This window comes from Microcella putealis, assembly GCF_004216575.1.
In the GTDB taxonomy this organism is placed as follows: Bacteria; Actinomycetota; Actinomycetes; order Actinomycetales; family Microbacteriaceae; genus Microcella; species Microcella putealis.
In genome coordinates, this window is record NZ_SGWW01000001.1 from 327,858 (window position 1) to 352,022 (window position 24,165).

A 24,165-nucleotide genomic window follows, 5' to 3' on the forward strand; every position below is an offset into this window, starting at 1 on the left:
AGGGAGGCGAGCCCCGCCGAGGCCTTTAACTCGGGCCGAGGAAGCGCGAGAGGAACGCCCGCGTGCGCTCTTCGCGCGGCCGCTGGAACACCTCGGCGGCCGGCCCCTCTTCGACGATCACTCCCCCGTCGAGAAACACGACCCGGTCGGCGACGTCGCGCGCGAACGCCATCTCGTGCGTCGCCATCACGATCGTCGTTCCCTCGGTCGAGAGGTCGCGCACGAGGTCGAGCACTTCGGCGACGAGCTCGGGGTCGAGGGCCGAGGTGATCTCGTCGAGCAGCAGCAGTTCGGGGTTCGTCGCGATCGCGCGCACGATGGCGACGCGCTGCTGCTGACCGCCCGACAGCCGGTCGGGGTACTCGCGCGCCTTGTCGGCGAGCCCCACCCTGTCGAGCAGCTCGAGGGCGCGCGCCTCCGCAGCGGCGCGCGGCACCTTCAACACCTTGCGCGAGGCGAGCGTCACGTTGTCGATCACGCGGATGTGCGGAAACAGATTGAACTGCTGAAACACGGTGCCGATGCGGGCGCGGATGCGGTCGGCCGGCACCCGAGGATCGCTGATGTCGGTCTCGCGCAGCCAGATCTGCCCGTCGTCGATGCGCTCGAGCAGGGTGATGCACCGCAGGAGGGTCGACTTGCCGGAGCCGCTCGCCCCAATCAGCGCGACGACGTCGTGCTCGCCGACCGTGAGGTCGACGCCGCCGAGCACCTCGGTGTCGCCGAAGCGCTTGCGCACCCCGTCGAGGCGCAGCACGGGGCCCGCGGTCATACGAGCGTGCCGATCTGCTCGCGCGCGCGCAGCCGCGCGGTGTACCAGTCGGTGAGGCGGATCATCGGCAGCGCGAGCAGAACGAACAGCAAGCCGGCGAGCACGTACGGCGTGAAGTTGAAGTTGGCGGCCGTCTCGATCTGAGCGGCCCGCACCGCGTCGACGACGCCGAGCACCGAGATCAGCCCGACGTCTTTCTGCATGGCGACGAAGTCGTTCATGAGGGCCGGGGTGACCTTGCGCACCGCCTGGGGCAGCACGACGATGCGCATGGTCTGGCCGTGGTTCAGCCCGAGCGACCGGGCCGCGAGGCGCTGCGAGGGGTGCACGGCCTCAATGCCGGCCCGGAACACCTCGCTGACGTACGCCGAGTAGGTCAGGATGAGCGCGATCGTGCCCCAGAACTGCGCCGAGTTGCGGGGGAACAGTTCGAGCCCCGGAAGGCCGAAGCCGACGAGGAACAGCACGATGATCAGCGGGATGCCGCGGAACAGATCGGTGTAGGCGGCGGCGAGGGCGCGCAGCGGAAACCACACGGGGCCCCGCAGCGTGCGCACCGTTGCGATGAGCACGCTCAGCACGAGCACACCGATGACGGCGAAGAACAGCACCTGCACGTTGACCCACAGGCCGGCGATCACCCGCGGCCAGGCCTCGATCGCCGTCTCGATATCGAAGAAGCTCTGTTGCACGCGCGACCAGCCGGGCGTGTTGATGACGGTCAGCCACACGACAACCGCGAACACAATCGTCGAGATCAGCGACACGAGCACCGAGCGGGTGTTCTGCTGCCGGCGGTATGCGCGCCGGTCGAGCTCGACCGCGCTGACGGGCGGTCGACGGGATGCGGCGGGCACTACGGCAGGATAGGCGCGCCCGCGTCAGCGCCGAGCCACTCGTCGGCGATCTCGGCAAGGCGGCCGCTGTCACGCAGGCGGTCGACCGCGGCCGTTACCTCGTCGGTCAGCGGGCTGTCTTTGGCGAGCACGAGGCCCCACTCGTCGCTGATGCCGGCGTCGGCGGGCAACTGCCCGAGCAGCACTCCCCCGTCGAGCACCACGCCGGTGAGGAAGAACGCCGTCGGCAGGTCGACGACGATCGCATCGACCTGGCCGTTCTGCAGGGCGAGCACGGCGTCGTCGTTGGTGTTGAACGCCTGGGCACCGGCTGCCGGGGCGATCTGCTGCTCGATCGCGGTGAAGCTGGTCGTGCCGGTCGCGGCGCCGATCAGGAAGTCTTCGAGCTCGGCGAGGGATCCGGCCGAGGCGGCCGCCGACGACTCGAGGGTCACCACGGCCTGCGGCGTCGCGTAGTACGGGCTCGAGAAGTCGACGTTCTCGGCGCGCTCTTCGGTGATGGTGTACTGCTGCAGGTTGACGTCGAAGGTCTTGGGGCCGGGCTGAATGGCCGCCTCGAAGCTCGTGCGCACCCACTCGACGTCGTCGGCGGCGAAGCCCAGCTCCTCGGCGACGGCGTAGGCGACGGCCGCCTCGAAGCCTTCGCCGCTCTCGGGGGTGTCATCGATGACGTAGGGGAAGTACGCCGGCTCTCCGGTGGCGATCGTGAGCTTTCCCTCGGTCACGTAACCGCTGGCGGCGTCATCAGCGGCGCCGTCCTCCGAGGCGGGCGACGCGCATCCGGCCATGAGCAGCGCGGATGCGGCGAGAACGGCAAGAGCAGAACGACGGATGCGCGGGGTCACGATGGCCTCCAGGTGCGGTGAATGGGTGAACACATTGTGAACCGCCCGCCCCGCTTCGCGCCGCTCGCGGGTCGATTTGTTACGCCAGCGACCGCGACAAGGCCCGCAGCGGCGCGCGCTAGACGCCGCCGCCCCCTCCGCCACCCCCGCCGCCGCCGGAGGAACCGCCGCCCGACGAGCCGCCCGACGAGCTGGTGCCCGAGTAACTCGACGACATCGTCGACGACACCGAGCCGACTCCCGCCGCGAACGCCGCGGCCGAGAACGGGCGCGTGCCCCGGTACCAACTCGGTGAATCCCCCTCGGGGTAGAAGGTGCCGAGCTGCTCGGCCCACTCCTTCTCGTGACCGAACAACACAGCCCAGGGCAGCAGGCGTTCCGTCAGGCGCAGCCGCTGCGAGCGATCGGTGACGTCGACGGGTTCGCGCAGGGCCCCCTCGGGCGATTGCAGCACGCGCATGCGATCGGCCTCGGCCAATTGGATGTACTCGTCGAGGCCCTCGAGGTGGTCATGAATCTCGGCCCCCGCGACGGTGAGCGGCCGCCTACTCAAGACGCCCGTCGTCACGATCGCCGCGACGACACACAGGGCGACCCCGATGAACGCCCAGCCGGGATCGCGGCCTTCTTCTGTCAGGTCGACCCAGAACACGAAGGAGGCGCCCGCCGCGGCGAAACCGCCGATCGACAGCAACACGGCGTGGCGCGCCGGCACCGTTCGGCGCCAGTGACGCTTCCGCTCAATGTCTCCGGACACCTCGCTCAGCCACCGCGCCAGCGTCGTGTTGAGCGTCGTCGACTGAGCCGAGAGCATGTGCGTCGACCCGGGCTCGAGCGTCACGCCGAAGAAGAACTGCATGAGACGCAGCTCGTAGTCGCTCGCCCCGAGAATCGAGACGAGTTCGAGCCGCCAGCTCGAACGACCGCGGCCGGTGTCCTGTTCGACGATGCGGATGCGCCCCTGCACGGCAAGGTCGATGATCTCGCTCGCGATCGCGCGTTTGCGCCGGTGCAGCAAGAGCGCCGCCTCGACAAGATCCACCCCCTCAGGGGGGACGTACTCGGCCACGATGACGGGCCGGCCGGGTGCGTCGCGGAAGCGGGTGACGCGCAGCCACAGGGCGCGCGCGACGACGACGAGGGCCGACAGGACGGCGGCCATGAGCATCCAGAAGAAGATGCTCGCCGTCGGCGAGCGGTCGTACAGGGTGAAGGTGCCCGGCGTGAAGCCGATCGCGACCGTGACATTTTCGTACGGCCCCAGGGCGCGCGTGGACGAGACGGTGACCACGTCGCCGTCGATCGCGATGTCGCAGCGCTCGGTCGAGCCGGCGACGCCCTGATAGCAGAAGGCACCGCCGGTCAGCGCGTCGGCGAGCCCCTCGCCCAGTTGCACCGTGCCCGTGACAGAGCCGAAGGGCTGGGCCCAGTCGGTGCCGTTGAGGTTCCAGTAGGACTCTTCGGCGTTCGTGCTCGTGAAGGCATCGACCGTGTCGCGCTGCGTGTAGGTGATCACGTACGTCTGCACGCCACGCACGAACTGGCCCTCGGGAACCGCGGACACCACGCTCGTCACCGAATCGCTCGACTCGACCTCGAACGGCCGCGGTGTGCCCGACTCATCGGTGACGCTGATCACCTCAAGGCCGGTGGGCCTGCCCTGGTAGCTCGCCGGCAGCGTGCGTCGAATGCCGCGGTTCTGGTCGAACTCGGGAAAGCGCGCCACGAGCGTCTCGACCGTGGTGAGGGTGGCGCGGCCCTCGGCGTCGCGATCGAGCGTGTACTCGACGTCAAACGAGTCGAAGGTGAAGTTGTCGACGTTCGCGTGGGCTGCCGGGGCGCTGCCGGGTGCCGCGCCCAGCGGGGCGGCCACGCCGATGAGCACTGCACCGACTGCGGCGACGAGTGCAACCATGGGGCGCATGACCTCGACGGTATCGGCATCGGGCGCGTTCGACGAGGGGTCGAATGACGCAGTCGCGGCCCGGCACTCGGCGGCTGCCGGTGCGGCTGCAGCCCATATCGACGTGGACGCTCGCGCCGTCGAGCGCCTGGCCGCACTCGTGCGGATCCCGACGATCTCGCGGCACCCCGACGGCCCGGGCCCGCGCCGCGACCCCGAACCATTCGAGCGCTTCATTGAGGCCCTGCCGACCCTGTATCCGCGCGTGCACGAGCAGCTCACCCGCGAGCGGGTGGGCGAGGCGGCCCTGCTGTACTGCTGGCCGGGAAGCGACCCCGACGGCGCAACCACCCCCACCGTGCTCATGGCGCACTACGACGTGGTGCCCGCCACCGACGACGGCTGGACCCACCCACCGTTCGCCGCCGTCATCACCAACAGCGGACCGGACGGCGGCGACGACGCCGTCATGTGGGGTCGCGGCACGATCGACGACAAAGGATGCGCGGCCGCCATTTTCGAGGCGATCGACCGCCTGATCGCGGCCGGCTTCACCCCCCAGCGCGACGTGCTCGTCAGCCTCGGCGACGACGAGGAGGTCACCGGCCGCGGCGCGCAGGCGGTCGTCGCGCTGCTGCGTTCGCGCGGCATTCGCCCGAGCCTCGTGCTCGACGAGGGTGGGGCGATCGTCTCGGGCGCCTTCCCGGGCGTCGACGAACCGTACGCCGTCGTCGGCGTCACCGAGAAGGGCATCACGACGCTGCGGCTCGTCGTCGAGCACCAGGGTGGGCACGCCGCGAGCCCCCCGCCGCTCGCCGCCACCGAGCGCCTCGCGCGGGCGTTGCTGCGCCTCAACCGTCGACCCGCGCGCGCCCGGCTCGACCCCACGACGCGCACAATGATCGCGACCCTCGGCGCGCGAGCCCGCCAGCCGCTGCGCAGCGTCTTCACCCGAGCGGGCCTCTTTGCCCCGCTGCTCGTGCGCGTCTTCCTGCGCACGAGCGCCGAGACCCGGGCGCTGGTGCGCACCACGCGGGCGGTCACCGAGCTGCGGGCCGGGCACGCCGCGAACGCGCTGCCCGAGCGGGCCGAAGCCACGATCAACATGCGCATCGCGCCGGGGACGAGCGTCGCCGAGGCGGTCGACGAGGTGCGCAGCGCCATCCGCGATGAGGCCGTTGAGATCGACGTGCTCGAACCGAGCGAACCCTCGCCCGTGTCACCCGCTTCCGGTGCCGGCTGGGACGCGATCGTTCAGGCGGTGCGTGACGTGCATCCGAATCTGCTGGTCACCCCGTACGTCATGATGCAGGCGAGCGACAGCCGCTTCTTCACCACGATCAGCGATCACGTCTACCGGTTCGCGCCGTTTCGGATGTCGGCGGCCGAGCGCGCTTGTCTGCACGCGAAAGACGAGCGCATTCGCCTCTCCGCGTACCTCGAGGGCGTGCGCGTCTACGAGGCGCTGGTCCGTCAGCGTTGACACGACGCGCGGCGGCTCACCAGCCGCGCTCGTCGATCCACGTCGTCCAGTGGCTCATGCCCCGCGGGTCGTCGGTGACGATCGCGTCCACGCCCGCGGCCCGTGCCTGCTGCCAGTAGGTGTCGGAGTTGAGCGTGTACACGATCACGGTGACGCCCGCCTGCTGCAACTGGGCGACGATGCGCGGTGACAGCTCGACCGAGCGCATGCTCGTGACCACGAGGGTGGCGTTGTAGGCCGCCACAAGCCCGAGGGGCGAGGCCGGCAGCACACGCATGGTGAGGGCACGCTGCAGCCCCGGCGCGAGGCGCTCGAGGGCCAGCATCGTGCGGGCTTCGAAGCTCGCGACGACGGTGCGGTCCCCCATGCCGAGTTCGTCGATGACCGCGAGCACAGGCGCAATCTCGTCCGCCGTCCACGTGCCCTTGAATTCGACGAGCGCGGTGGTGTCGACACCGACGAACGCCGACAGCGCTTCTTCCGCGGTGGGCACCGGCGTGCCGCGCCACGCGTCGCCGAACCACGATCCGGCATCAAGCTGGCGCACCTCGTCGAGTGTCATCGCGGTGATCGGCCCCTCGCCGTCGGTCGTGCGGTCAACCGTGTCGTCGTGCATGAGCACCGCGTGCCCGTCGCGGGTGGGCTGCAGGTCGAATTCGACGATGTCAGCGCCGCCATTGATCGCTGCGCGAATGGCCGGAAGCGTATTCTCGGGCGCGGCCACCGGGTCACCGCGGTGGGCGGCGGTGAGCGGTACGCCGTTGTTGAGCGCCTGGGCGTACGCGGGGACGGCGGCGTAGGCCGTCGCGGCCGTGTAGTCGATGCCGAAGACCCCGACGAGGGCGACGGTCGCGGCGATGGCGCTCGAGACGCGGCGCGGGGAATAGCGGTGACCCTGCCACAGTCGGCGCTCGGGCGATCGAGGTCGGAACACGGGCCACCTCCCTCATCTCGGGCCTTCGCGACGCTGCGAAGACCTCGAGACTACCCGAGCCCGTTACCGTTTCGTGACCTGAATCGCTGTCGCACAGTGTTCGCGATGGCCCCTCTTCGGGGGACGCCGAGGGCGAGCGCGGCCGTGAGGGCGAGCAGCGCGGCGGCAACAATTGCGGCGACGGCGGCCACCGATCCGGCGAGATCGCGCGGCGTCAGGGCGACACCGTCGGCGGCCAAACGGATGCTCGCCGCGGCCGCATCGGAATCGCGCGTCTGCCCCGCGCCCGCACCCGCATCCTCATCGTCCGTGGGCTGCGGCGTGCGCCCGGTGGCCGCACGCCCCTCGTCATCCGCGGCGTCGTCGCCGCTCGGCTCGCGGCTCGGCGGCGGGGTGTCGGCGGAAGCGTCCTCAGCCGCGGAAGCGTCGTCGGCGGCGGGCGCGGGCACCTCGGCCGCGGGCGCCGGTTCCGCGGGCGGCGGTGGCGGCGGCGGCGGGGGCGCGGGGGCGGGCGCCGGAGCAGGGGCGGGAGGGGGCGGCGGCGCGGGGGCCGGCACGCTTCCGCCGTATTTCGCAAACACCTGCACGCCCCAGGTCGACCCATTGGCCTGCACGAAGGCGATGCCGACGTCGGTGTAGTCGCCGAGCATGTTGGCTTTGTGGCCGGCAGAGTTCCACCACGCGTCGTACATCGCGGCACCGCTCGCCTGGCCGCGTGCCACGTTCTCTCCGGCCCTCGTCCAGCCGGCCGGGATCTGCGTCGAGTAGTTCGGGTTGTGCGACATCACGCCCGAGGCGGCCATCTGGTTCGCCCAGTTCAGCGCCACCTGGTCGAGCGAGGGGTTGCGCGCCAGCGGCCCGAGCCCGGCGCCCGCACGCCCCTGGTTCATCAGCGAGTGGATCGTCCCCGACTCGCTCGCGTGCGCGGCGGGCGCGACGGCGGGGGCGAGAACGGGCACCACGACGAGCGCCGCCGCCATGACAACCCCCGCGAGCGACGCCCACACCCCCCGTGCGGCGACCACGATGCAATTATGCGGATGCGCGCGCGTTTTCGCGAGCATCCTCGCGTTCTCGACGGGCGATCGCCTCCGCGCGGCGCGCCATGCCCGTCGCCATGCCGGGGAAGATCACCCCGTGGAAGGGGATGATCGAGCCCCAGTACAGCCGGCCGCCGAGCCCCGACGGAAAGAAGATCGCGCGCTGCAGCAGGTGCGAACCACCGCCCTGACGCGGGCTCACCGTGAACTCGAGCCACGCTCGGCCCGGCAGCTTCATTTCGGCCCGCAGGCGCAGAAACTCTCCGCGGTCGAGGCGCTCCACGCGCCAGAAGTCGAGCGCGTCGCCGGGCGCGAGCCGCTCGGGGTCGCGGCGCCCGCGCCGAAGGCCCACTCCCCCAACCAGCTTGTCGAGCCAGCCGCGCGCCGCCCACGCGACGGGCAGCGAGTACCAACCGTTGTCGCCGCCGATGCCCTCGACGACGCGCCAGAGGTGCTCGGGGCTCGCCTCACAGTCGGCCTCGCGCCGGTCGACGTACACGGTTGCGCCACTCCACTCGGGGTCGCTTGGCAGCGGGTCGGCCGGCGCGTCGGCGACGGCCCCGTTGCGCCAGCTCGTCTCGATCTCGCCCTCGCGCATCTTTGCCAGCGCGTAGCGCACGGCCTGGCGGTAGCCGGTCAAACCACCCTCGGGCGCCGGAATGTACTGCTCGATGTCGTGCTCGCTGCAGACCGCGTCGTACTGCAGGCTTGAGATGATCGGCACCGCAAGCGACCGCGGAATCGGCGTGACGAGGTTCACCCACTGGCTCGCGAGGTACGGGGTGAGCACCGGCAGGCTCGCGATCGGCCGCTGCTTGAGACCCGCCTCCACCGCGTAGCCGTTCATCATCTGGCCGTAGCGCAGCACGTCGGGCCCGCCGATGTCGAAGGCGCGGTTCACCTCGGGCGCGAGGCTCGCCGCCCCGATCAGGTAGTGCAGCACGTCGCGCACGGCGATGGGCTGGATGAAGTTGCGCACCCACTTGGGTGCCGGCATGTACGGCAGCACCTCGGTGAGGTGGCGGATCATCTCGAAGCTGGCCGAGCCCGAGCCGATGACGACGCCGGCCTGTAGCGCGACCGTCGGCACGCCGCTGCCGAGCAGAATGTCGCCGACCTCCTTGCGGCTGCGCAGGTGCCGCGACAGCGGCCCGTCGGGGTGCAGCCCGCCCAGGTACACGATGCGCTTCACGCCGGCGTCGTGTGCCTCGCGGGCGACGGTGCGGGCGATGCGCTCTTCCGTCACCTCGAAGTCGGGCCCCGAGCTCATCGAGTGCACGAGGTAATACAGCACGTCGACGCCCTCAAGCGCGGCCCGCACGTCGCTGGCCCGCTGCAGGTCGCCGGCGGCGACCTCGACATCGGCCGACCACGGCACGTCGCGCAAGCGGTCGGGGTCGCGCACGAACACGCGCACCTCGTGTCCGGCCTCGACGAGACGGGGAACGAGTCGGCCGCCGATGTACCCGGTCGCGCCGGTAACGAGGATGCGCATGGGCGAACGCTAGGGAAGCATCCTGAACGCGCCCCGCGCATCCGTCGGTCAGATGGCCTCCATCACCCTTCTAGGCTGATCGCGTGGAGTTGAGCTCGACGATCGCCGCCTGGTACCGCGAGAACGCCCGCGACCTGCCGTGGCGCCGGCCCGGCTTCAGCCCGTGGGGCGTGCTCGTGAGCGAGATCATGCTGCAGCAGACGCCCGTCGCGCGCGTGATTCCCCGGCTCGAACAGTGGCTCGCGCGCTGGCCGACCCCCGACGCGCTGGCCGCCGACTCCCCCGCCGAGGCCGTGCGCGCCTGGGACCGCCTCGGCTACCCGCGCCGCGCCCTGAACCTGCACGCGGCCGCCACCGCGATCGCCGAGCGACACGACGGCGAGGTGCCGGCCGACGTCGACGCACTGCTCGCCCTCCCCGGCATCGGCGACTACACGGCGCGCGCCGTCGCCTGCTTCGCCTTCCGGATGCCCGTTCCGGTCGTCGACGTCAACACCCGTCGCGTGATCGCACGCGCCGTGCACGGCCAGGGCGCGGCGGGCCCCGCCCGCACCCGCCCCGACCTCGCCGCCATGGCGGCGCTCCTGCCCGACGGCGACGCCGAGACCGCGCACGACGTCAATGCAGGAGCCATGGAGCTCGGCCAAACGATCTGCACCGCCCGCGCCCCGGAGTGCGACGCCTGCCCGATCGCCGAGCTCTGCGCCTGGCGCGCGGCCGGCTACCCCGTGTACGACGGCCCGCTCGCCCCGCGTCAGGCGCGGTTCGAGGGCAGCGACCGCCAGGTGCGGGGCATCATCATGCGCGCGTTGCGCAGCGCAGAGAGCGTCAGCCACGACGAGGTCGAGACCCTCTGGCCCGACGCCGTGCAGCGCGAGCGCGCGCTCGCGGGCCTCCTCGCGGACGGACTCGCGGTCGGCGACCCCGAGACGGGCTACCGCCTCCCGGGAGCCTGAGTGCACCCCGACCGACAGCGACGCGCGAAGGGCGCGCGAGCATCCAGATTTATGCGCGAGAATGAAGCCGTCCCCCACCGGCACGAAGGAGTCACCCGATGAGCATGGACGCGACGCACACCGGCCGCGAGCCGAAGCCCGGCCTGATCGAGAAGGCGGGCATCGCCCTGTTCGCAGCCATCGCCGGCCTGTCGATCGTTGCCGGCGTGATTCTCATCGGCATCTCGATCTTCAATACCGGGTCGATCGACCTCGGCGGCCACTCCTAACGACTACTCGTCGTCGAGCTCGCGGGGCTTGACGTAGGGGTCTTCGTCGCCCGCGTACTGCGCGGCCTTCGCCTCTTCCTCGGTGCGAGCATCGCGCTCGCGTGCCTCGCGCAACAGGTTCTCGATCGCGGCGGCGTTCTCGGGCACGCCATCGGCAATGAACTCGAGCGTCGGGGTGAGCCGCGTGTTGAGGTTTTTGCCCACCTCGGTGCGAAGCATTCCCGTCGCGGCCTTCAACGCTGCGGCCGAGTCGGCACGCTCGTCGTCGGTGCCGTAGACCGTGTAGAAGATGCTGGCGTGCTGCAGGTCGCCCGTCACGCGTACCTCGGTGATGGTAACGAAGCCGAGACGCGGGTCGCGCAGGCCGCGCTCCAGACGCGTGGCGATGACCTCGTGGATGCGGTCGGCGACCTTGCGGGCGCGGGGGTTCTCACTCATGGCGTCTCACCTTTCGGAGGGGTTCTGCTGCGGTGCGGTGTGGAACGGGCCCCGACCGTCGTGCGGATGCACGTGGCCGGGGCCCCTCGACAAGCTCGCGGAATTAATCCCGCGGCTTCTCCTTCATTTCGATCGTCTCGATCTCGTCGCCGATCTGGATGTCGTTGAACTTGCCGAGGCCGATACCCGCTTCGAAGTCGGTCTTGACCTCGGTCACGTCGTCCTTGAAGCGACGCAGCGACTCGATGGCCAGGTTGTCGCCCACGACGACACCCTCGCGGATGACGCGCGCCTTCGCGTTGCGCGTGATCGTGCCGCTGCGCACGATGACACCGGCGATGTTGCCGAACTTCGAGGAACGGAACACCTCGCGAATCTCGGCGACACCCGACTGCACCTCTTCGAACTCGGGCTTCAGCATGCCCTTCAGCGAGCTCTCGATCTCCTCGAGTGCCGAGTAGATCACCGAGTAGAAGCGAATGTCGACGCCCTCACGCTGGGCGCGCTCGCGCGCCTTCGTGTCGGGTCGCACGTTGAAGCCCACGATGATCGCGTTGTCGATCGTCGCGAGGTTCACGTCGCTCTCGGTCACCGCACCGACACCGCGGTGGATGATGCGCAGCTGCACGCTGTCGTCGACCTCGATCTTGAGCAGCGCCTCTTCCAGGGCCTCAACGGCACCGGAGACGTCACCCTTGATGATGAGGTTGAGCGACTCGACCTTGCCGTCTTCGAGGGCCTTCGTGAAGTCCTCGAGGCTGATGCGCTTGCGCGCCTTCGCCAGCATGGCGTTGCGCTCGGCAGCCTCACGCTTCTCAGCGATCTGGCGGGCCGTGCGGTCGTCGTCGGTCACGATGAACGTGTCACCGGCGCGCGGAACGCTCGACAGACCCTGCACCTGAACGGGGCGCGACGGGTAGGCCTCAGCCACTCGCTCGCCGTTCTCGTCGGTCATGGCGCGAACGCGGCCGTACGCGGTACCCGCGACGATCGCGTCGCCCACGCGCAGGGTTCCGGCCTGAATCAGCACCGTTGCCACGGCACCGCGACCCTTGTCGAGCTTCGCCTCGATAGCCGAGCCGCGAGCAAGACGGTTGGGGTTCGCGCGCAAATCGAGGCCGGCATCCGCCGTGAGGAGAACGGCATCGAGGAGCTCGGTGATGCCCTTCTTCTGCAGGGCCGACACGTCGATGAACATGACGTCGCCGCCGTACTCTTCCGCGACAAGCCCGTACTCGGTGAGCTGCTGGCGCACCTTGGCCGGGTTTGCACCCTCTTTATCGACCTTGTTGACGGCGACGACGATCGGCACGCCCGCGGCCTGGGCGTGGTTCAACGCCTCCACCGTCTGGGGCATGATGCCGTCGTCTGCGGCGACCACCAGGATCGCGACGTCGGTCACCTGCGCACCACGCGCACGCATGGCGGTGAACGCCTCGTGACCCGGGGTGTCAATGAAGGTGATCGCACGTTCGATCTCTTCGTGCTCGGTCCAGACCTGGTACGCACCAATGTGCTGCGTGATGCCGCCGGCCTCGCCCGCGACGACGTTCGCCTCGCGAATGGCGTCGAGCAGCTTGGTCTTACCGTGGTCGACGTGGCCCATGACGGTAACCACGGGCGGGCGAATGACGAGGTCGTCCTCGTCGTCCACCTCGTCGAGGTCGATGTCGAAGGCCTCGAGGAGCTCCTTGTCCTCGTCCTCCGGCGACACGATCTCGATCTTCCAGCCGAGCTCTTCGCCGAGCACCTCGAAGGTCGCGCCGTCGAGTGACTCGGTAGCGGTCGCCATCTCACCGAGGTGGAACAGCACCGTCACGAGGTTGCCGGGAGGGCAGCTCATGCCGGTCGCGTTTTCCAGCTTGTCGGCGAAGTCGGTGATGGATGCGCCCTGGCGCAGTCGGATCGTCGTCTTGCCGTCGCCGCGGGGAACGCTGACGCCGCCTACCGACGGGGCCTCCCGCATTTCAAACTCTTGCCGCTTCGTCCGCTTCGACTTGCGGGCGCGGCTCTTGCCACCACCGCGACCGAAGGCACCAGCGGTACCGCCACCGGGGCCGCGACCGCGACCACCGCCGCGGAAACCGCCGCCACCACCCGCGGGAGCGCCGCCACCCGGACGGAATCCGGGCGAACCCGGAGCGGGACGTGCGCCACCGCCCTGACGGGTCTGGAAGGGAGCGCTGCCCCGACCAGGAGCACCCTGGCGGGGTGCACCGGGACGCGGAGCACCGGGGCGCGGAGCGCCGGGACGCGGCGGGCGCGGAATCGCCCCACCGGCACCGCCGGGTCGGGGCATGCCCTGCGAGGACGAGAACGGGTTGTTGCCCGGGCGGGGCGTGCCGGGGCGCGCCATTCCCTGGGTCGAACTGAAGGGGTTGTTGCCGGGGCGCGGCGTGCCGGGCGCTGCCGGCTTGGATGCGCCGGGCTTCTCGCTGGCCGCGTCAGCCGCAGCCGCGGGTGCAGCGGCCGGTTCTTCCGCAGGCGCTGCCGGGGCGGCGGGTGCGGCGGGCTCTTCGGCGGCGGGCGCCTCGGGTGCCGGAGCCGGCGCGGGCGCAGGCTTGGGGGCGGCCTTGGCGGCAGGCTTCGCCGCGGGCGCGGCCGCGGCGTCGGCGTCGGCGACGGGCTTCGCACCGTCGGCCTCGAGGGCAGCGCGAAGCTTGCGAGCCACGGGCGGCTCGATCGTCGACGACGGGCCCTTGACGAATTCGCCGAGAGCCTTCAGCTTCTCTAGCGCTTCTTTACTCGATACTCCGAACTCGCTGGCGATTTCGTGTACGCGTGGTTTTCCAGCCACTTTTCTCCTGTCTGGGCCCGCACCCGGACAGGGTGGGACCACTAATGGTGGACGGGTCTCATTTCGAGCCGCTCATCAGTTGTCCATGTGCCGATCAGCCTGTTCTCTCGAGGATCCGGAGGATCCGTACAGTGCCAGAAGCCCTGCCGCATCGAGCGGCGCGGAGACCCTCAGCGCTCGGGCAAAAGCCCGGCGCGTGGTCGCCGCCTCGATGCAGACGCGGGTGCCGTGCACCCACGCGCCCCGGCCAGGAAGACTGGCCTGAGCGTCTACGGCGAGCTCACCGCCACGCGCGACACACCGAACAAGTTCGGAGCGAGGTGCGCGCTGGCGACAGCCGACGCAGGTTCTGACGGGTTCCATCCTAGCGCGCGTTACTCATCCATGACGCTGTCGGGCTGAATGTCGATTTTTGCGCCCGTTAACTTTGCGGCGAGGCGGGCGTTCTGGCCCTCTTTCCCGATCGCGAGTGACAGCTGGTAGTCGGGAACGAGCGCCCGAACCGCCTTCGTGTCGGGGTTGATGACGAAGGCGTCCGTCACCTTGGCGGGCGACAGCGCGCTCTTGACGAAGGTGGCGAGGTCGTCCGAGTAGTCGACGATGTCGATCTTCTCGGTGCCGAGCTCCTCCGTGACCGATCGAACGCGCTGCCCGAGCTCCCCGATGCAGGCGCCCTTCGCGTTCACGCCGGGCTCCGTGGCGCGCACGGCGATCTTCGTGCGGTGCCCCGCCTCGCGCGCGAGCGACACGATCTCGACGACACCCGAGGCGATCTCGGGCACGTGCAGGGCAAACAGACGTCGCACGAGTGAGGGGTGGGTGCGGCTGACGGTGATCGACGGCCCCTTCAGGCCCTTCGACACGCTCGTCACGTAGACCCGGATGCGCGCGCCGTGCGGGTACTGCTCGCCCGGCACCTGCTCCTCGGGCGGAAGAATCGCCTCAACCGTGCCGAGGTCGATGTGCACCATACGCGGGTTGGGGCCCTGCTGAATCACGCCGGCGACGATGTCGCCCTCGCGGCCCTTGAACTCACCGAGCACGCGATCGTCGCCGATGTCGCGCAGGCGCTGGTTGATGACCTGCTTGGCGGCGAACGCCGCGATGCGGCCGAAGTCGTCGGGGCTGTCGGGGGCCTCCCCGATCAGATTGCCCTCGTCGTCGTACTCGGGCACGTACACGGTGATGTGGCCGGTCTTGCGATCGAGTTCGACGCGGGGCTGAGGCTCGTCGTCGTCGCTGCGCCGGTCGTCGCTGTCGGTGTGCTTCAGGTAGGCGGTCAGCACCGCCTGCTCAATGATCTGCACGAGCTCATCGAACGGGATCTCCCGCTCGCGCTCCATCATCCTCAGGACGGCCAGGTCGATGTCCACGGTCGGTACCTCCGCTATTCGGTTGCGATCCCGGATGCAGGACGTCGCGTCCGGGGAAAGACAACGCTACTAGACGGCTCACGACAGCGTCGCCGCGCGAGCCCTAAGGTGGCGTCATGAACGATGCCAGCGCTGCCGTCGAAGACACCATCGCCGCCGTCGGGACCACCTACTGGTCGTGGGTCGTGTTGCCCGTCGTCATCGGCCTCGGCCTCTACTTCACGATCCGCACCGGTGTCGTGCAGTTCCGGCTGATCCCGGCCATGTTCCGCACCCTGACCGACGTCACGCCACGCGACGCGCACGGCAAGCCTCAATCCATCTCGGCGTTCCAGGCGTTCACGGTGTCGGCAGCGAGCCGGGTCGGGGTGGGCAACATCGCCGGCGTGGCGACGGCGATCGCGACGGGCGGCCCTGGCGCGATCTTCTGGATGTGGACGATGGCGTTCATCGGCGGTGCCAGCTCGTTCGTCGAGTCAACCCTCGGCCAGGCGTACAAGACCAAAGACACCGACGGATTCCGCGGCGGGCCGGCGTACTACATCACGAAAGGTTTGCGGGCGCGCTGGGCCGGCATCCTCTTTGCCATCGTGCTGATCATCGTTTTCCCGTTTGCCTTCTCGAGCCTCCAGGCGAACACGATCGTCGGTGCCGTGAGCGGCGCCGTCGGCGACGACGCCCCCGCGAACCTTCCCCTCATTCTCGGTGTCGTCATCGTGGCGCTGACGGGCCTCGTGATTTTCGGTGGCATCCGCCGCATCGCCCACGTAACCCAGTCCCTCGTGCCTGCCATGGCCCTCGTCTACCTCGTGATCGGCATCGTGATCGTGGCCCTCAACATCGATCAGCTCGGAAACGTGTTCGGACAGATCTACGCGGGCGCCTTCGGGTTCCAGGCGATCGCGGGCGGCGCACTCGGCACGATCATCCTGATCGGCGTGCAGCGCGGCATGTTTTCGAACGAAGCGGGCCTCGGTTCGGCCCCCAACGCCGGCGCGTCAGCGGCGGTCACCCACCCCGTGAAACAGGGGCTCGTGCAGACCCTCGGGGTCTACTTCGACACCTTCCTGGTGTGCTCGATCACCGCGTTCATCATCCTGTCGGCGAACCCCGATCTCGAGGGGGCCGATCGCGGCGTTGACCTCACGCAGAGCGCGGTCGTGTCGAGCCTCGGCGAGTGGGCGGGCGTGCTGCTGGCCGTCGTCATCTTCATGCTCGCGTTCAGCTCGATTCTCGGCAACTACTTTTACGGCGAATCGAACCTCGAGTTCATCACCGAAAATCGAACCGCGTTGATCGTCTACCGCGTCCTCGTCATGCTGGCGGTCTTCGGCGGGGCGCTCGCTTCCGCGAGCTTGATCTGGACGACTGCCGACCAACTCATGGGTGTGATGGCGCTCATCAACCTGGTCGCGATCGGACTGCTCAGCCCCGTGGCGTTCAAGCTGCTGAAGAACTACCAGCAGCAGCGCGCCGAGGGCAAGGACCCGGTGTTCACCCGCGACCAGCTGCCCGAGGTGCACGGCATCGAGCAGTGGCAGGACGCCGACAGTGTCACCGGACCGGTACCGCTCGTGCGGCACCGCACAGATCGGGAGCGTTAGTCAGCGTTGCGGAGCGCGCCCAGCACCTCGTGTAGCGCGATCTCCGTGCGCACGCCCGTGCGGCGGTCCCAGAATTCGACGCGACCCTCGGCAGCGCTGCGGCCGACAATGACGATCAGCGGCACGCCGATGAGCTCGGCGTCGCCGAACTTCACGCCCGGTGACACCTTGGGGCGGTCGTCGAAGAGCGTGTCGTAGCCGGCACCGTCGAGCTCACTGACGAGCGTCTCGGCGATCTCGTACACGGCCGCGTCTTTACCCGTGGCGACGACGTGCACGTCGAAGGGCGCAACCGAGCGCGGCCAGATGAGCCCGCGCTCGTCGTTGTTGCCCTCGGCGATCGCCGCGAGGATGCGTGTGACGCCGATGCCATACGAGCCCATGGTGACAGTGACGAGCTTGCCGTTCTCGTCGAGCACCTTCAGTTCGAGCGCCTCGGCGTACTTGCGCCCGAGCTGGAAGACGTGTCCGATTTCCATGCCGCGGGCAAGCTCGACCGGCCCCGAGCCGTCGGGTGCCGGGTCGCCAGCGCGCACCTCGGCGATGTCGACCACGCCGTCGGCGACGAAGTCGCGGCCCGCGACCAGGTGGAACACGTGCTTCTCGTGTGCGTTGGCGCCCGTGACCCATGCGGTGCCATCCACGACGCGCGGGTCGACCAGGAAGCGGATACCGGTGACCGAGCCGTCGAGGCCGAGCACGGGGCCCGAGTCGCTCCAGGGGCCGATGTAGCCCTTGACGAGCCCCGGGTGCTTCGCGAAGTCCTCATCGGTGGCGGCCTCGACCGCGGCGGGGGCGAACACGACCTCGGCGCGCTTCATGTCGACATCGCGATCGCCCGGCAGTCCGACGATGACGAGCTCTGAGGTGCCATCCAGGTGGGTGAGCCGCAGCACGACGTTCTTCAGAGTGTCGGCGGCCTCCCACGCACGATCGTCTCGCGCGTGCCGCTCGTTCGCGAGGGCGACCAGCGTGGCGATCGTCGGCGTGTCGGGTGAGTCGAACACGACGGGAGCCGGCTGCCCCTCGATGGGCAGGGGCTCGGGTCGAGGGGTGCGGTACGCCTCCACATTGGCGGCGTAGCCGCCCGCCGAGCGCACGAAGGTGTCCTCGCCAATGGCGGTCGGGTGCAGAAACTCCTCGCTCCGCGAGCCGCCCATCGCACCCGCATCGGCCTGCACGATGACGTACTCCATGCCGAGACGCGTGAAGATGCGCTCGTAGGCGTCGCGCTGGGCTTGGTACGAGGCATCCAGACCCGCATCGGTGTAGTCGAAGGAGTACGCGTCCTTCATCGAAAACTCGCGGCCGCGCAAGAGGCCGGCACGGGGTCGCGCCTCATCGCGGTACTTGTCTTGGATCTGGAAGATCGTGAGCGGCAGGTCTTTGTACGACGAGTACAGGTCCTTCACGAGCAGCGTGAAGACCTCCTCGTGCGTCGGCGCGAGCAGATAGTCGGCGCCCTTGCGGTCCTGGAGGCGGAAGATGCCGTCGCCGTACTCGGTCCAGCGGCCCGTCGCCTCGTAGGGGTCGCGGGGCAAGAGCGCCGGGAAGTGCACCTCTTGGGCGCCCGCCGCCGCCATTTCTTCCCGGATGATCGCCTCCAGCTTCCGGCGCACGCGCAGCCCCAGCGGCAACCAGGCGAACACGCCCGGGGCTTGGCGGCGGATGTAGCCGGCGCGCACGAGCAAGCGGTGGCTTGCCACTTCGGCGTCGGCCGGATCCTCGCGGAGGGTGCGGACGAAGAGCTGGCTCAGACGAGTGGTCACGAGGATCCAGCGTAGCGGCGAGATTTCCCGCGCCACGACGGCCCGTGCGGTGGAATTCGAGATGGATTCGCGTCAGAATGAGCGGAGGGCCTGCGAGCGACGGCAAGGGGGGCTTGTTGCGCTCGCAGGCCCGCTCGAAAACTATCGCGGCGGGGCGTGCGCGATTCAGTCCCCTATCGGGGGGCGTACGGCCGCTGGCGGCAGCTCGACGCGGATGCTACGAGGTGACGACCTGGGGCTCGCCGACCGGGGCGTCCGGCATCTCGGCGGCCAGGCGGTTCGCCTCCTCGATCAGGGTCTGCACGATCTCGGATTCGGGAACCGTCTTGATGACCTCGCCCTTGACGAAGATCTGACCCTTGCCATTGCCGGACGCGACGCCCAGGTCGGCCTCGCGCGCCTCACCGGGGCCATTGACGACGCAGCCCATGACGGCGACGCGCAGCGGCACGGTCATGCCCTCGAGCCCCTTGGTCACGTCTTCGGCGAGCGTGTAGACGTCGACCTGCGCGCGGCCGCACGAGGGGCACGACACGATCTCGAGCTTGCGCTCGCGCAGGTTCAGGCTTTCGAGAATCTTCAGGCCGACCTTGATCTCTTCAGCCGGCGGCGCCGACAGCGAGACGCGAATCGTGTCGCCGATGCCCTCGCTCAACAGGATGCCGAAGGCCGTCGCGCTCTTGATGGTGCCCTGGAAGGCGGGGCCGGCCTCGGTGACGCCGAGGTGCAGCGGCCAGTCGCCGCGCTCAGCGAGCTGGCGGTACGCCTTCACCATGACGATCGGGTCGTTGTGCTTGACCGAGATCTTGAAGTCGTGGAAGTCGTGCTCTTCGAACAGGCTCGCCTCCCACACGGCGCTCTCGACGAGCGCCTCGGCGGTCGGCTTGCCGTACTTCTGCAACAGGCGCGGGTCGAGCGAGCCGGCATTGACGCCGATACGGATGCTGACGCCCGCCTCCTTCGCCCGCTTCGCAATCTCGCCGACCTGGTCGTCGAATTTGCGAATGTTGCCGGGGTTCACGCGCACGGCGGCGCAGCCAGCGTCGATCGCCTGGTAGACGTACTTCGGCTGGAAGTGAATGTCGGCGATGACCGGAATCTGGCTCTTCTTGGCGATGATGTGCAGCACATCCGCGTCGTCTTGGCTCGGCACCGCGACGCGCACGATGTCACAACCCGTGGCCGTGAGCTCGGCGATCTGCTGCAGCGTGCCGTTGATGTCGGTCGTCGGCGTCGTCGTCATCGACTGCACGCTGACGGGGTGGTCGCTGCCGACCATGACCTTGCCGACCTTGATCTGGCGGGTCTTGCGGCGAGGAGCGAGAACCTCGGGAACCTTGGGCATTCCGAGATTGACTGCAGGCACGAGAACTCGACTTTCGGGTGCAACGAGGGCGGCGCCTCGCACCGCCGGTCAGGACGGTGCCCAGACTAGAGCACCGTCCTGACCGAGAGGTTCAGGCCCCGCCGGAAGTTTCGGCAGGGCCGAGCAGGCGCGCGGAGATGCGCAGGGGCGGCTCGGTTGCGGCCCTCACCTCGTCGACGCTGACCCCGGGGGCCAGCTCGATCAGCTCGAGACCGTCGTCGGTCACATCAATCACACAGAGGTCGGTGATGATGCGGTCGACGACGCCCCGACCCGTGAGCGGCAGCGAGCATGTGCTCACGATCTTCGGCGAGCCGTCCTTCGCCACGTGCTCCATGAGCACGATGACGCGGCCCGCGCCGTGCACCAGATCCATCGCACCGCCCGGCCCCTTCACCATTTTTCCGGGGATCATCCAGTTCGCGAGGTCACCGGCCTCGGAGACCTGCATGGCCCCGAGAATCGCGGCGTCGATCTTGCCGCCGCGAATCATGCCAAAGCTGGTAGACGAGTCGAAGAAGGCGGCGCCCGGAAGCACCGTCACGGTTTCCTTTCCGGCGTTGATCAGATCGGGATCAACCGCGTCCTCCGCCGGGTACGGGCCAACGCCGAGGATGCCGTTCTCGCTCTGCAGAACGACGGTCACGCCATCCGGAACGTAATTGGGCACGAGAGTCGGCAGGCCGATGCCGAGGTTCACGTAGGAGCCGTCGGCCAGTTCACGGGCGGCGCGGGCCGCCATCTCGGTGCGGGTCAGGGCCATGATCAGTTCCCCTCCCCCTCGGTGCGAATAGTTCGCCGCTCGATGCGCTTCTCAATACCCGTGCCCACCTCGACGACGCGGTCGACGAAAACGCCGGGCAGGTGAACCGCGTCGGGGTCGAGCACGCCGGGTTCGACGAGTTCTTCGACTTGGGCGACGCACACGCGGCCCGCCATGGCGGCGAGCGGCGAGAAGTTGCGCGCCGAGCGCGCGAAGACGAGGTTGCCGTGCCGGTCGCCGCGGGCGGCGTGCACGAGCGAGTAGTCGGTCGTGATGGCCTCCTCACGCACGAACTCGCGCTCGACGCCGCGCACGCTGAAGCGCTCGACGGGCTTGGCGGGCGAGGCGACGGCGACGGTACCGTCGGCGTTGTAGCGGCGCGGGAGCCCGCCCTCCGCCACCTGTGTGCCCACACCCGTCTGCGTGTAGAAGGCGGCGATTCCCGAGCCGCCCGCGCGCAGCTTTTCGGCGAGCGTGCCCTGCGGCGTCAGCTCGACCTCGAGCTCACCCGAGAGAAACTGCCGCTCAAACTCCTTGTTTTCTCCGACGTACGACGACGTCATCTTCGCGATGCGCCGGGCGGCAAGCAGAATGCCGAGGCCCCAATCGTCGACTCCACAGTTGTTGCTGACGATCTTCAGCTCGCGCGCGCCCTGGGCGAGCAGCGCCTCGATCAGATGCATGGGGTTGCCGCACAGCCCGAAGCCGCCGACGGCGAGGCTCGCGCCATCGGGAATGTCGGCGACAGCCTCGGCGGCTGTCGACACGGTCTTATCAATCGTCATTCCGGTCTCCTTGTGGGATCCACTGACGAGTGAGCGCGGAGTCGGCGCTGACTCGCTCCCCGATGGGGATAGCCCCAAACTAGCGCGATGTCGCCGGTAGGGTCGATGCCACTCACCTCCCCCACTGACTCCCCACGAACGGAGCATCATGGCCGACAACGCCGTCGTCATCATCGCCGCCGCCCGCACCCCACAGGGTCGCTCCCGCGGTAGCTTCGCCCGCCTCGGAGCCGTCGCTCTCGGAACGCACGCGGCGCGCGCCGCGCTCGAGCGCAGCGGACTGCCGCTCGACGCCATCCAGGCCGCGATCATGGGCCAGGTCTTGCCGGCCGGATGCGGGCAGAACCCCGCCCGCCAGGTCGCCCTCGGCGCCGGAATTCACGCATCGGTCGCCACGTCGAGCGTGAACTCGGTGTGCCTATCGGGCGCACGCGCCGTTGCTGACGCGGCGCGGCTCGTGCGCCTCGGCGACGCGGATGCGGTGCTCGCGGGCGGCATGGAATCGATGACGAACGCGCCCCACCTGCTTCCCGGCGTGCGCATGGGCTGGGTGTACGGCACCCAGAGCGCTCTCGACCACGTTGCTCACGACGGGCTGACCGACGCCGCCGACGGCATCTCGATGGGCGAGAGCACCGAACGTCACGTCGGGCACCTCGGCATCAGCCGTCGCGAGCAGGACGAGGTCGCCGCGGCGTCTCACCAGCGCGCGGCAGCGGCAGCGGCCGACGGCCGCCTCGCCGCGGAAATCGCCCCGGTCGAGCTCTCGGCGCGGGGCGGCTCGACAGTGGTGGACACCGACGAAGGGGTGCGCGCCGACGCGACCGCCGAGACCCTCGCAGGCCTGCGCCCCGCTTTCACCGCCGACGGAACGATTACGGCCGGAAACGCCTCACCGCTCAGCGACGGCGCCTCCGCCGTGGTCGTCGCCCGCGAAGACTGGGCGCGGGCCCAGGGTGCTCCGATCCTCGCCCGCATCGTGGGCTGGGGCGAGGTCGCCGGCCCCGACAACTCTCTCCACAGCCAGCCCTCGCGCGCCATCATGGCCGCACTCGACCGCGTCGGCTGGGCGATCGACAGCCTTGACCATATCGAGATCAATGAGGCTTTCGCCGCGGTGTCGATCCAGTCCACGCGCGACCTCGGCGTCGACCCGGCGATCGTCAACCCCGACGGCGGCGCGATCGCCCTCGGGCACCCGATCGGCGCATCCGGTGCCCGCCTCGTCGCACACGCCGCGCACGCCATCAACGAGGGGCGTGCCACGCGCGCTGCGATCTCGCTGTGCGGCGGCGGCGGGCAGGGCCAGTCGCTGCTGCTCGAGTCGGTCTGAGCGATGACGGCGCGCTACGGGGCGAACAGCCGCACAGGGTTGACGATGTCGGCGTAGATCAAGAGGGCGCTCATTGCGCCCAAGATGATCACGACGACGAGCGTGATGGGCACGAGCTTCGCCGTGTCGAGGGGGCCCGGGTCTGGCCGGCCGAACAGCTTCGCGAAGAAGCGCCGCACCTTCTCGAACAGGGCGCCAGCAACGTGTCCCCCGTCGAGCGGCAGCAGCGGAATCAGGTTAAAGACGAAGAGGGCAACGTTCAGGGCGGCAAGGACGCCGACGAGAGCAGACACCCGCTCGACGACGGGAATCGTGTCGAGGCTCGCGATCTCGCCCGCGATGCGGCCGACGCCGACGACGCTGATGGGCCCGTTCGGGTCGCGCTCTTCGGCGCCAAACGCCGCCTCGGCGACGTCGATCATGCGCTGTGGCAGGTTCAGGATGATCTGCACGACCGCGTCGATGTTGTCACCGACCGCGGGCAGCACCTCGTCCGCGGGCTGCTGAACCGTCTCGTAGGCGGGCGCAATGCCGGCGAAACCGACCTCCTCGGTGAGCGGCGCACCGGAGGCGTCCTCGACGATCTCGCCACGTTCATCCACCACGAAACGCTCGGTGAGCAACGGGGTGAGCCGAAGACTCACCTCCTCGCCGTCGCGCTCGACCACGATGGGGATGGTTCGCCCGGCGGCCGGTCGGATCGCCGCCGAGACGTCGTCCCACTCGGTAATGACGCGGCCGTCGATCGACAGCACACGGTCACCGGGAAGAAGCCCCGCCTCATTGCCGGGGGCGTCGGGCGTATCAGGGCCGCACTCCTGCTGCTCACTCGTCGCCGGAACAACGCACTCGTTGATGCTGCCGAGCGTCGTGGACGGCTGCGCGATACCGAATCCCATCAGCAACACGGCGTACAGGACGACGGCGATCACGAGGTTCATGAACGGCCCGCCGAGCATGATGATGATGCGCTTCCAGACGGGCAGCAGGTAGAAGGTGCGCTTCTCGTCGCCATCCGGAATCGTGTCGGCGGACGCCGCGCGCGCATCCTGCACCAGCGTCTGAAAAAAGCCGGTGGTCGAGTAGCGCTCGTGCGACTCCCCCTTGGCCGGCGGATACATGCCCGCCATCGAGATGTAGCCGCCGAGCGGGATCCACTTGAACCCGTACTCGGTCTCGCCGCGACGCGTCGACCAGATGGTCTTGCCGAAGCCGATCATGAACTGCCCCACCCGCACGCCGAAGGCCTTTGCGGGCACGAAGTGACCGAGCTCGTGCAGCGCAATCGAGACGACGAGGCCGACAACGATGACGAGAACGCCAAGGATGTACAGCAGGACGGACTCCACGGGGTCACTGTAACGGTGAGTACCATGGCGTCTC

21 protein-coding genes are annotated in these 24,165 nt (G+C 69.3%); 5 read left to right on the top strand and 16 right to left on the bottom strand.

Going from position 1 to position 24,165, the window contains the following annotated elements; genetic code table 11:
- Nucleotides 1-25: 25 nt before the first annotated feature.
- The 4 genes from EV141_RS01625 to EV141_RS12210 all read right to left on the bottom strand — a co-directional run bounded on the left by EV141_RS01625 (nt 26) and on the right by EV141_RS12210 (nt 4,398).
- On the bottom strand, nt 26-772 hold the full coding sequence (locus EV141_RS01625; protein WP_130484228.1) for an amino acid ABC transporter ATP-binding protein: 747 nt from the start codon (nt 770-772) through the stop codon (nt 26-28).
- Nucleotides 769-1,629: an amino acid ABC transporter permease gene (locus EV141_RS01630; RefSeq protein WP_130484229.1), complete on the bottom strand. Its 861-nt coding sequence runs from the start codon at nt 1,627-1,629 to the stop codon at nt 769-771. Before EV141_RS01630 ends, EV141_RS01625 begins: the two co-directional genes overlap by 4 nt.
- Nucleotides 1,629-2,507 (bottom strand): ABC transporter substrate-binding protein, encoded by an 879-nt coding sequence (locus tag EV141_RS01635; protein ID WP_311768259.1) that lies wholly within the window; start codon nt 2,505-2,507, stop codon nt 1,629-1,631. The genes EV141_RS01630 and EV141_RS01635 overlap by 1 nt, the downstream gene beginning before the upstream one ends.
- An 85-nt stretch (nt 2,508-2,592) precedes the next feature.
- Nucleotides 2,593-4,398: a DUF2207 domain-containing protein gene (locus tag EV141_RS12210; protein ID WP_157985476.1), complete on the bottom strand. Its 1,806-nt coding sequence runs from the start codon at nt 4,396-4,398 to the stop codon at nt 2,593-2,595.
- On the opposite strand from EV141_RS12210, the gene EV141_RS01645 reads away from it, so the two are divergent.
- Nucleotides 4,397-5,860, top strand: a complete 1,464-nt coding sequence (locus EV141_RS01645; protein WP_241968936.1) for a M20/M25/M40 family metallo-hydrolase — start codon at nt 4,397-4,399, stop codon at nt 5,858-5,860. The two genes, EV141_RS12210 and EV141_RS01645, sit on opposite strands and share 2 nt — an antisense overlap.
- A 16-nt stretch (nt 5,861-5,876) precedes the next feature.
- On the opposite strand, the gene EV141_RS01650 is transcribed toward EV141_RS01645, so the two are convergent.
- Genes EV141_RS01650 through EV141_RS01660 form a run of 3 tightly spaced genes read right to left on the bottom strand, consistent with a single transcriptional unit; the run spans nt 5,877 to nt 9,329 of the window.
- The gene (locus EV141_RS01650) at nt 5,877-6,794 is read right to left on the bottom strand and encodes a glycerophosphodiester phosphodiesterase (RefSeq protein ID WP_130484231.1); all 918 of its coding nucleotides are present in this window, start codon (nt 6,792-6,794) and stop codon (nt 5,877-5,879) included.
- Between the two features lie 50 nt (nt 6,795-6,844).
- On the bottom strand, nt 6,845-7,819 hold the full coding sequence (locus EV141_RS01655) for a CAP domain-containing protein (protein WP_185740136.1): 975 nt from the start codon (nt 7,817-7,819) through the stop codon (nt 6,845-6,847).
- Between the two features lie 7 nt (nt 7,820-7,826).
- The gene (locus tag EV141_RS01660; RefSeq protein ID WP_130484233.1) at nt 7,827-9,329 is read right to left on the bottom strand and encodes an SDR family oxidoreductase; all 1,503 of its coding nucleotides are present in this window, start codon (nt 9,327-9,329) and stop codon (nt 7,827-7,829) included.
- An 83-nt stretch (nt 9,330-9,412) separates the two neighbouring features.
- Between EV141_RS01660 and EV141_RS01665 the strand changes: the two genes are divergently transcribed.
- Together EV141_RS01665 and EV141_RS12215 are read left to right on the top strand one after the other, a co-directional pair.
- Nucleotides 9,413-10,285, top strand: a complete 873-nt coding sequence (locus EV141_RS01665) for an HhH-GPD family protein (RefSeq protein WP_241968938.1) — start codon at nt 9,413-9,415, stop codon at nt 10,283-10,285.
- Between the two features lie 98 nt (nt 10,286-10,383).
- A complete protein-coding gene (locus EV141_RS12215; RefSeq protein ID WP_157985477.1) occupies nt 10,384-10,554 on the top strand; it encodes a hypothetical protein in 171 nt (56 codons plus the stop codon).
- A gap of 3 nt (nt 10,555-10,557) precedes the next feature.
- Here the strand turns inward: EV141_RS12215 and rbfA are convergent, their stop codons facing one another.
- From rbfA to nusA, 4 genes are all read right to left on the bottom strand, one after another.
- Nucleotides 10,558-10,992 carry a 30S ribosome-binding factor RbfA gene (gene rbfA / locus EV141_RS01670; protein ID WP_130484234.1) on the bottom strand — a complete coding sequence of 145 codons (435 nt, stop codon included), beginning with the start codon at nt 10,990-10,992 and terminating at the stop codon, nt 10,558-10,560.
- Nucleotides 10,993-11,095: 103 nt separating this feature from the next.
- On the bottom strand, nt 11,096-13,789 hold the full coding sequence (infB, locus tag EV141_RS01675; protein ID WP_130484235.1) for a translation initiation factor IF-2: 2,694 nt from the start codon (nt 13,787-13,789) through the stop codon (nt 11,096-11,098).
- A gap of 75 nt (nt 13,790-13,864) precedes the next feature.
- Nucleotides 13,865-14,152 carry a YlxR family protein gene (locus tag EV141_RS01680; protein ID WP_130484236.1) on the bottom strand — a complete coding sequence of 96 codons (288 nt, stop codon included), beginning with the start codon at nt 14,150-14,152 and terminating at the stop codon, nt 13,865-13,867.
- Nucleotides 14,153-14,163: 11 nt separating this feature from the next.
- Entirely contained in the window at nt 14,164-15,162 is a 999-nt protein-coding gene (gene nusA, locus EV141_RS01685) for a transcription termination factor NusA (RefSeq protein WP_130484237.1), read from the bottom strand.
- A gap of 116 nt (nt 15,163-15,278) precedes the next feature.
- On the opposite strand from nusA, the gene EV141_RS01690 reads away from it, so the two are divergent.
- A complete protein-coding gene (locus EV141_RS01690) occupies nt 15,279-16,766 on the top strand; it encodes an alanine/glycine:cation symporter family protein (protein ID WP_130484238.1) in 1,488 nt (495 codons plus the stop codon).
- Here the strand turns inward: EV141_RS01690 and EV141_RS01695 are convergent.
- The 4 genes from EV141_RS01695 to EV141_RS01710 form a co-directional block, all read right to left on the bottom strand.
- Nucleotides 16,763-18,535, bottom strand: coding sequence for a proline--tRNA ligase (locus EV141_RS01695; RefSeq protein ID WP_130484239.1), 1,773 nt, complete (start codon nt 18,533-18,535; stop codon nt 16,763-16,765). The two genes, EV141_RS01690 and EV141_RS01695, sit on opposite strands and share 4 nt — an antisense overlap.
- A 217-nt stretch (nt 18,536-18,752) precedes the next feature.
- Nucleotides 18,753-19,901, bottom strand: coding sequence for a flavodoxin-dependent (E)-4-hydroxy-3-methylbut-2-enyl-diphosphate synthase (gene ispG, locus EV141_RS01700; protein WP_185740137.1), 1,149 nt, complete (start codon nt 19,899-19,901; stop codon nt 18,753-18,755).
- Nucleotides 19,902-19,992: 91 nt separating this feature from the next.
- Entirely contained in the window at nt 19,993-20,664 is a 672-nt protein-coding gene (locus tag EV141_RS01705; RefSeq protein ID WP_130484241.1) for a CoA transferase subunit B, read from the bottom strand.
- Between the two features lie 2 nt (nt 20,665-20,666).
- Nucleotides 20,667-21,449 carry a CoA transferase subunit A gene (locus EV141_RS01710; protein WP_130484242.1) on the bottom strand — a complete coding sequence of 261 codons (783 nt, stop codon included), beginning with the start codon at nt 21,447-21,449 and terminating at the stop codon, nt 20,667-20,669.
- 148 nt (nt 21,450-21,597) lie between these two features.
- Here EV141_RS01710 and EV141_RS01715 point away from each other — a divergent pair, with 148 nt between their 5' ends.
- Nucleotides 21,598-22,782, top strand: coding sequence for an acetyl-CoA C-acyltransferase (locus EV141_RS01715; RefSeq protein WP_130484243.1), 1,185 nt, complete (start codon nt 21,598-21,600; stop codon nt 22,780-22,782).
- A gap of 14 nt (nt 22,783-22,796) precedes the next feature.
- On the opposite strand, the gene EV141_RS01720 is transcribed toward EV141_RS01715, so the two are convergent.
- Nucleotides 22,797-24,131 carry a M50 family metallopeptidase gene (locus EV141_RS01720; RefSeq protein ID WP_241968939.1) on the bottom strand — a complete coding sequence of 445 codons (1,335 nt, stop codon included), beginning with the start codon at nt 24,129-24,131 and terminating at the stop codon, nt 22,797-22,799.
- Nucleotides 24,132-24,165 lie beyond the last annotated feature (34 nt).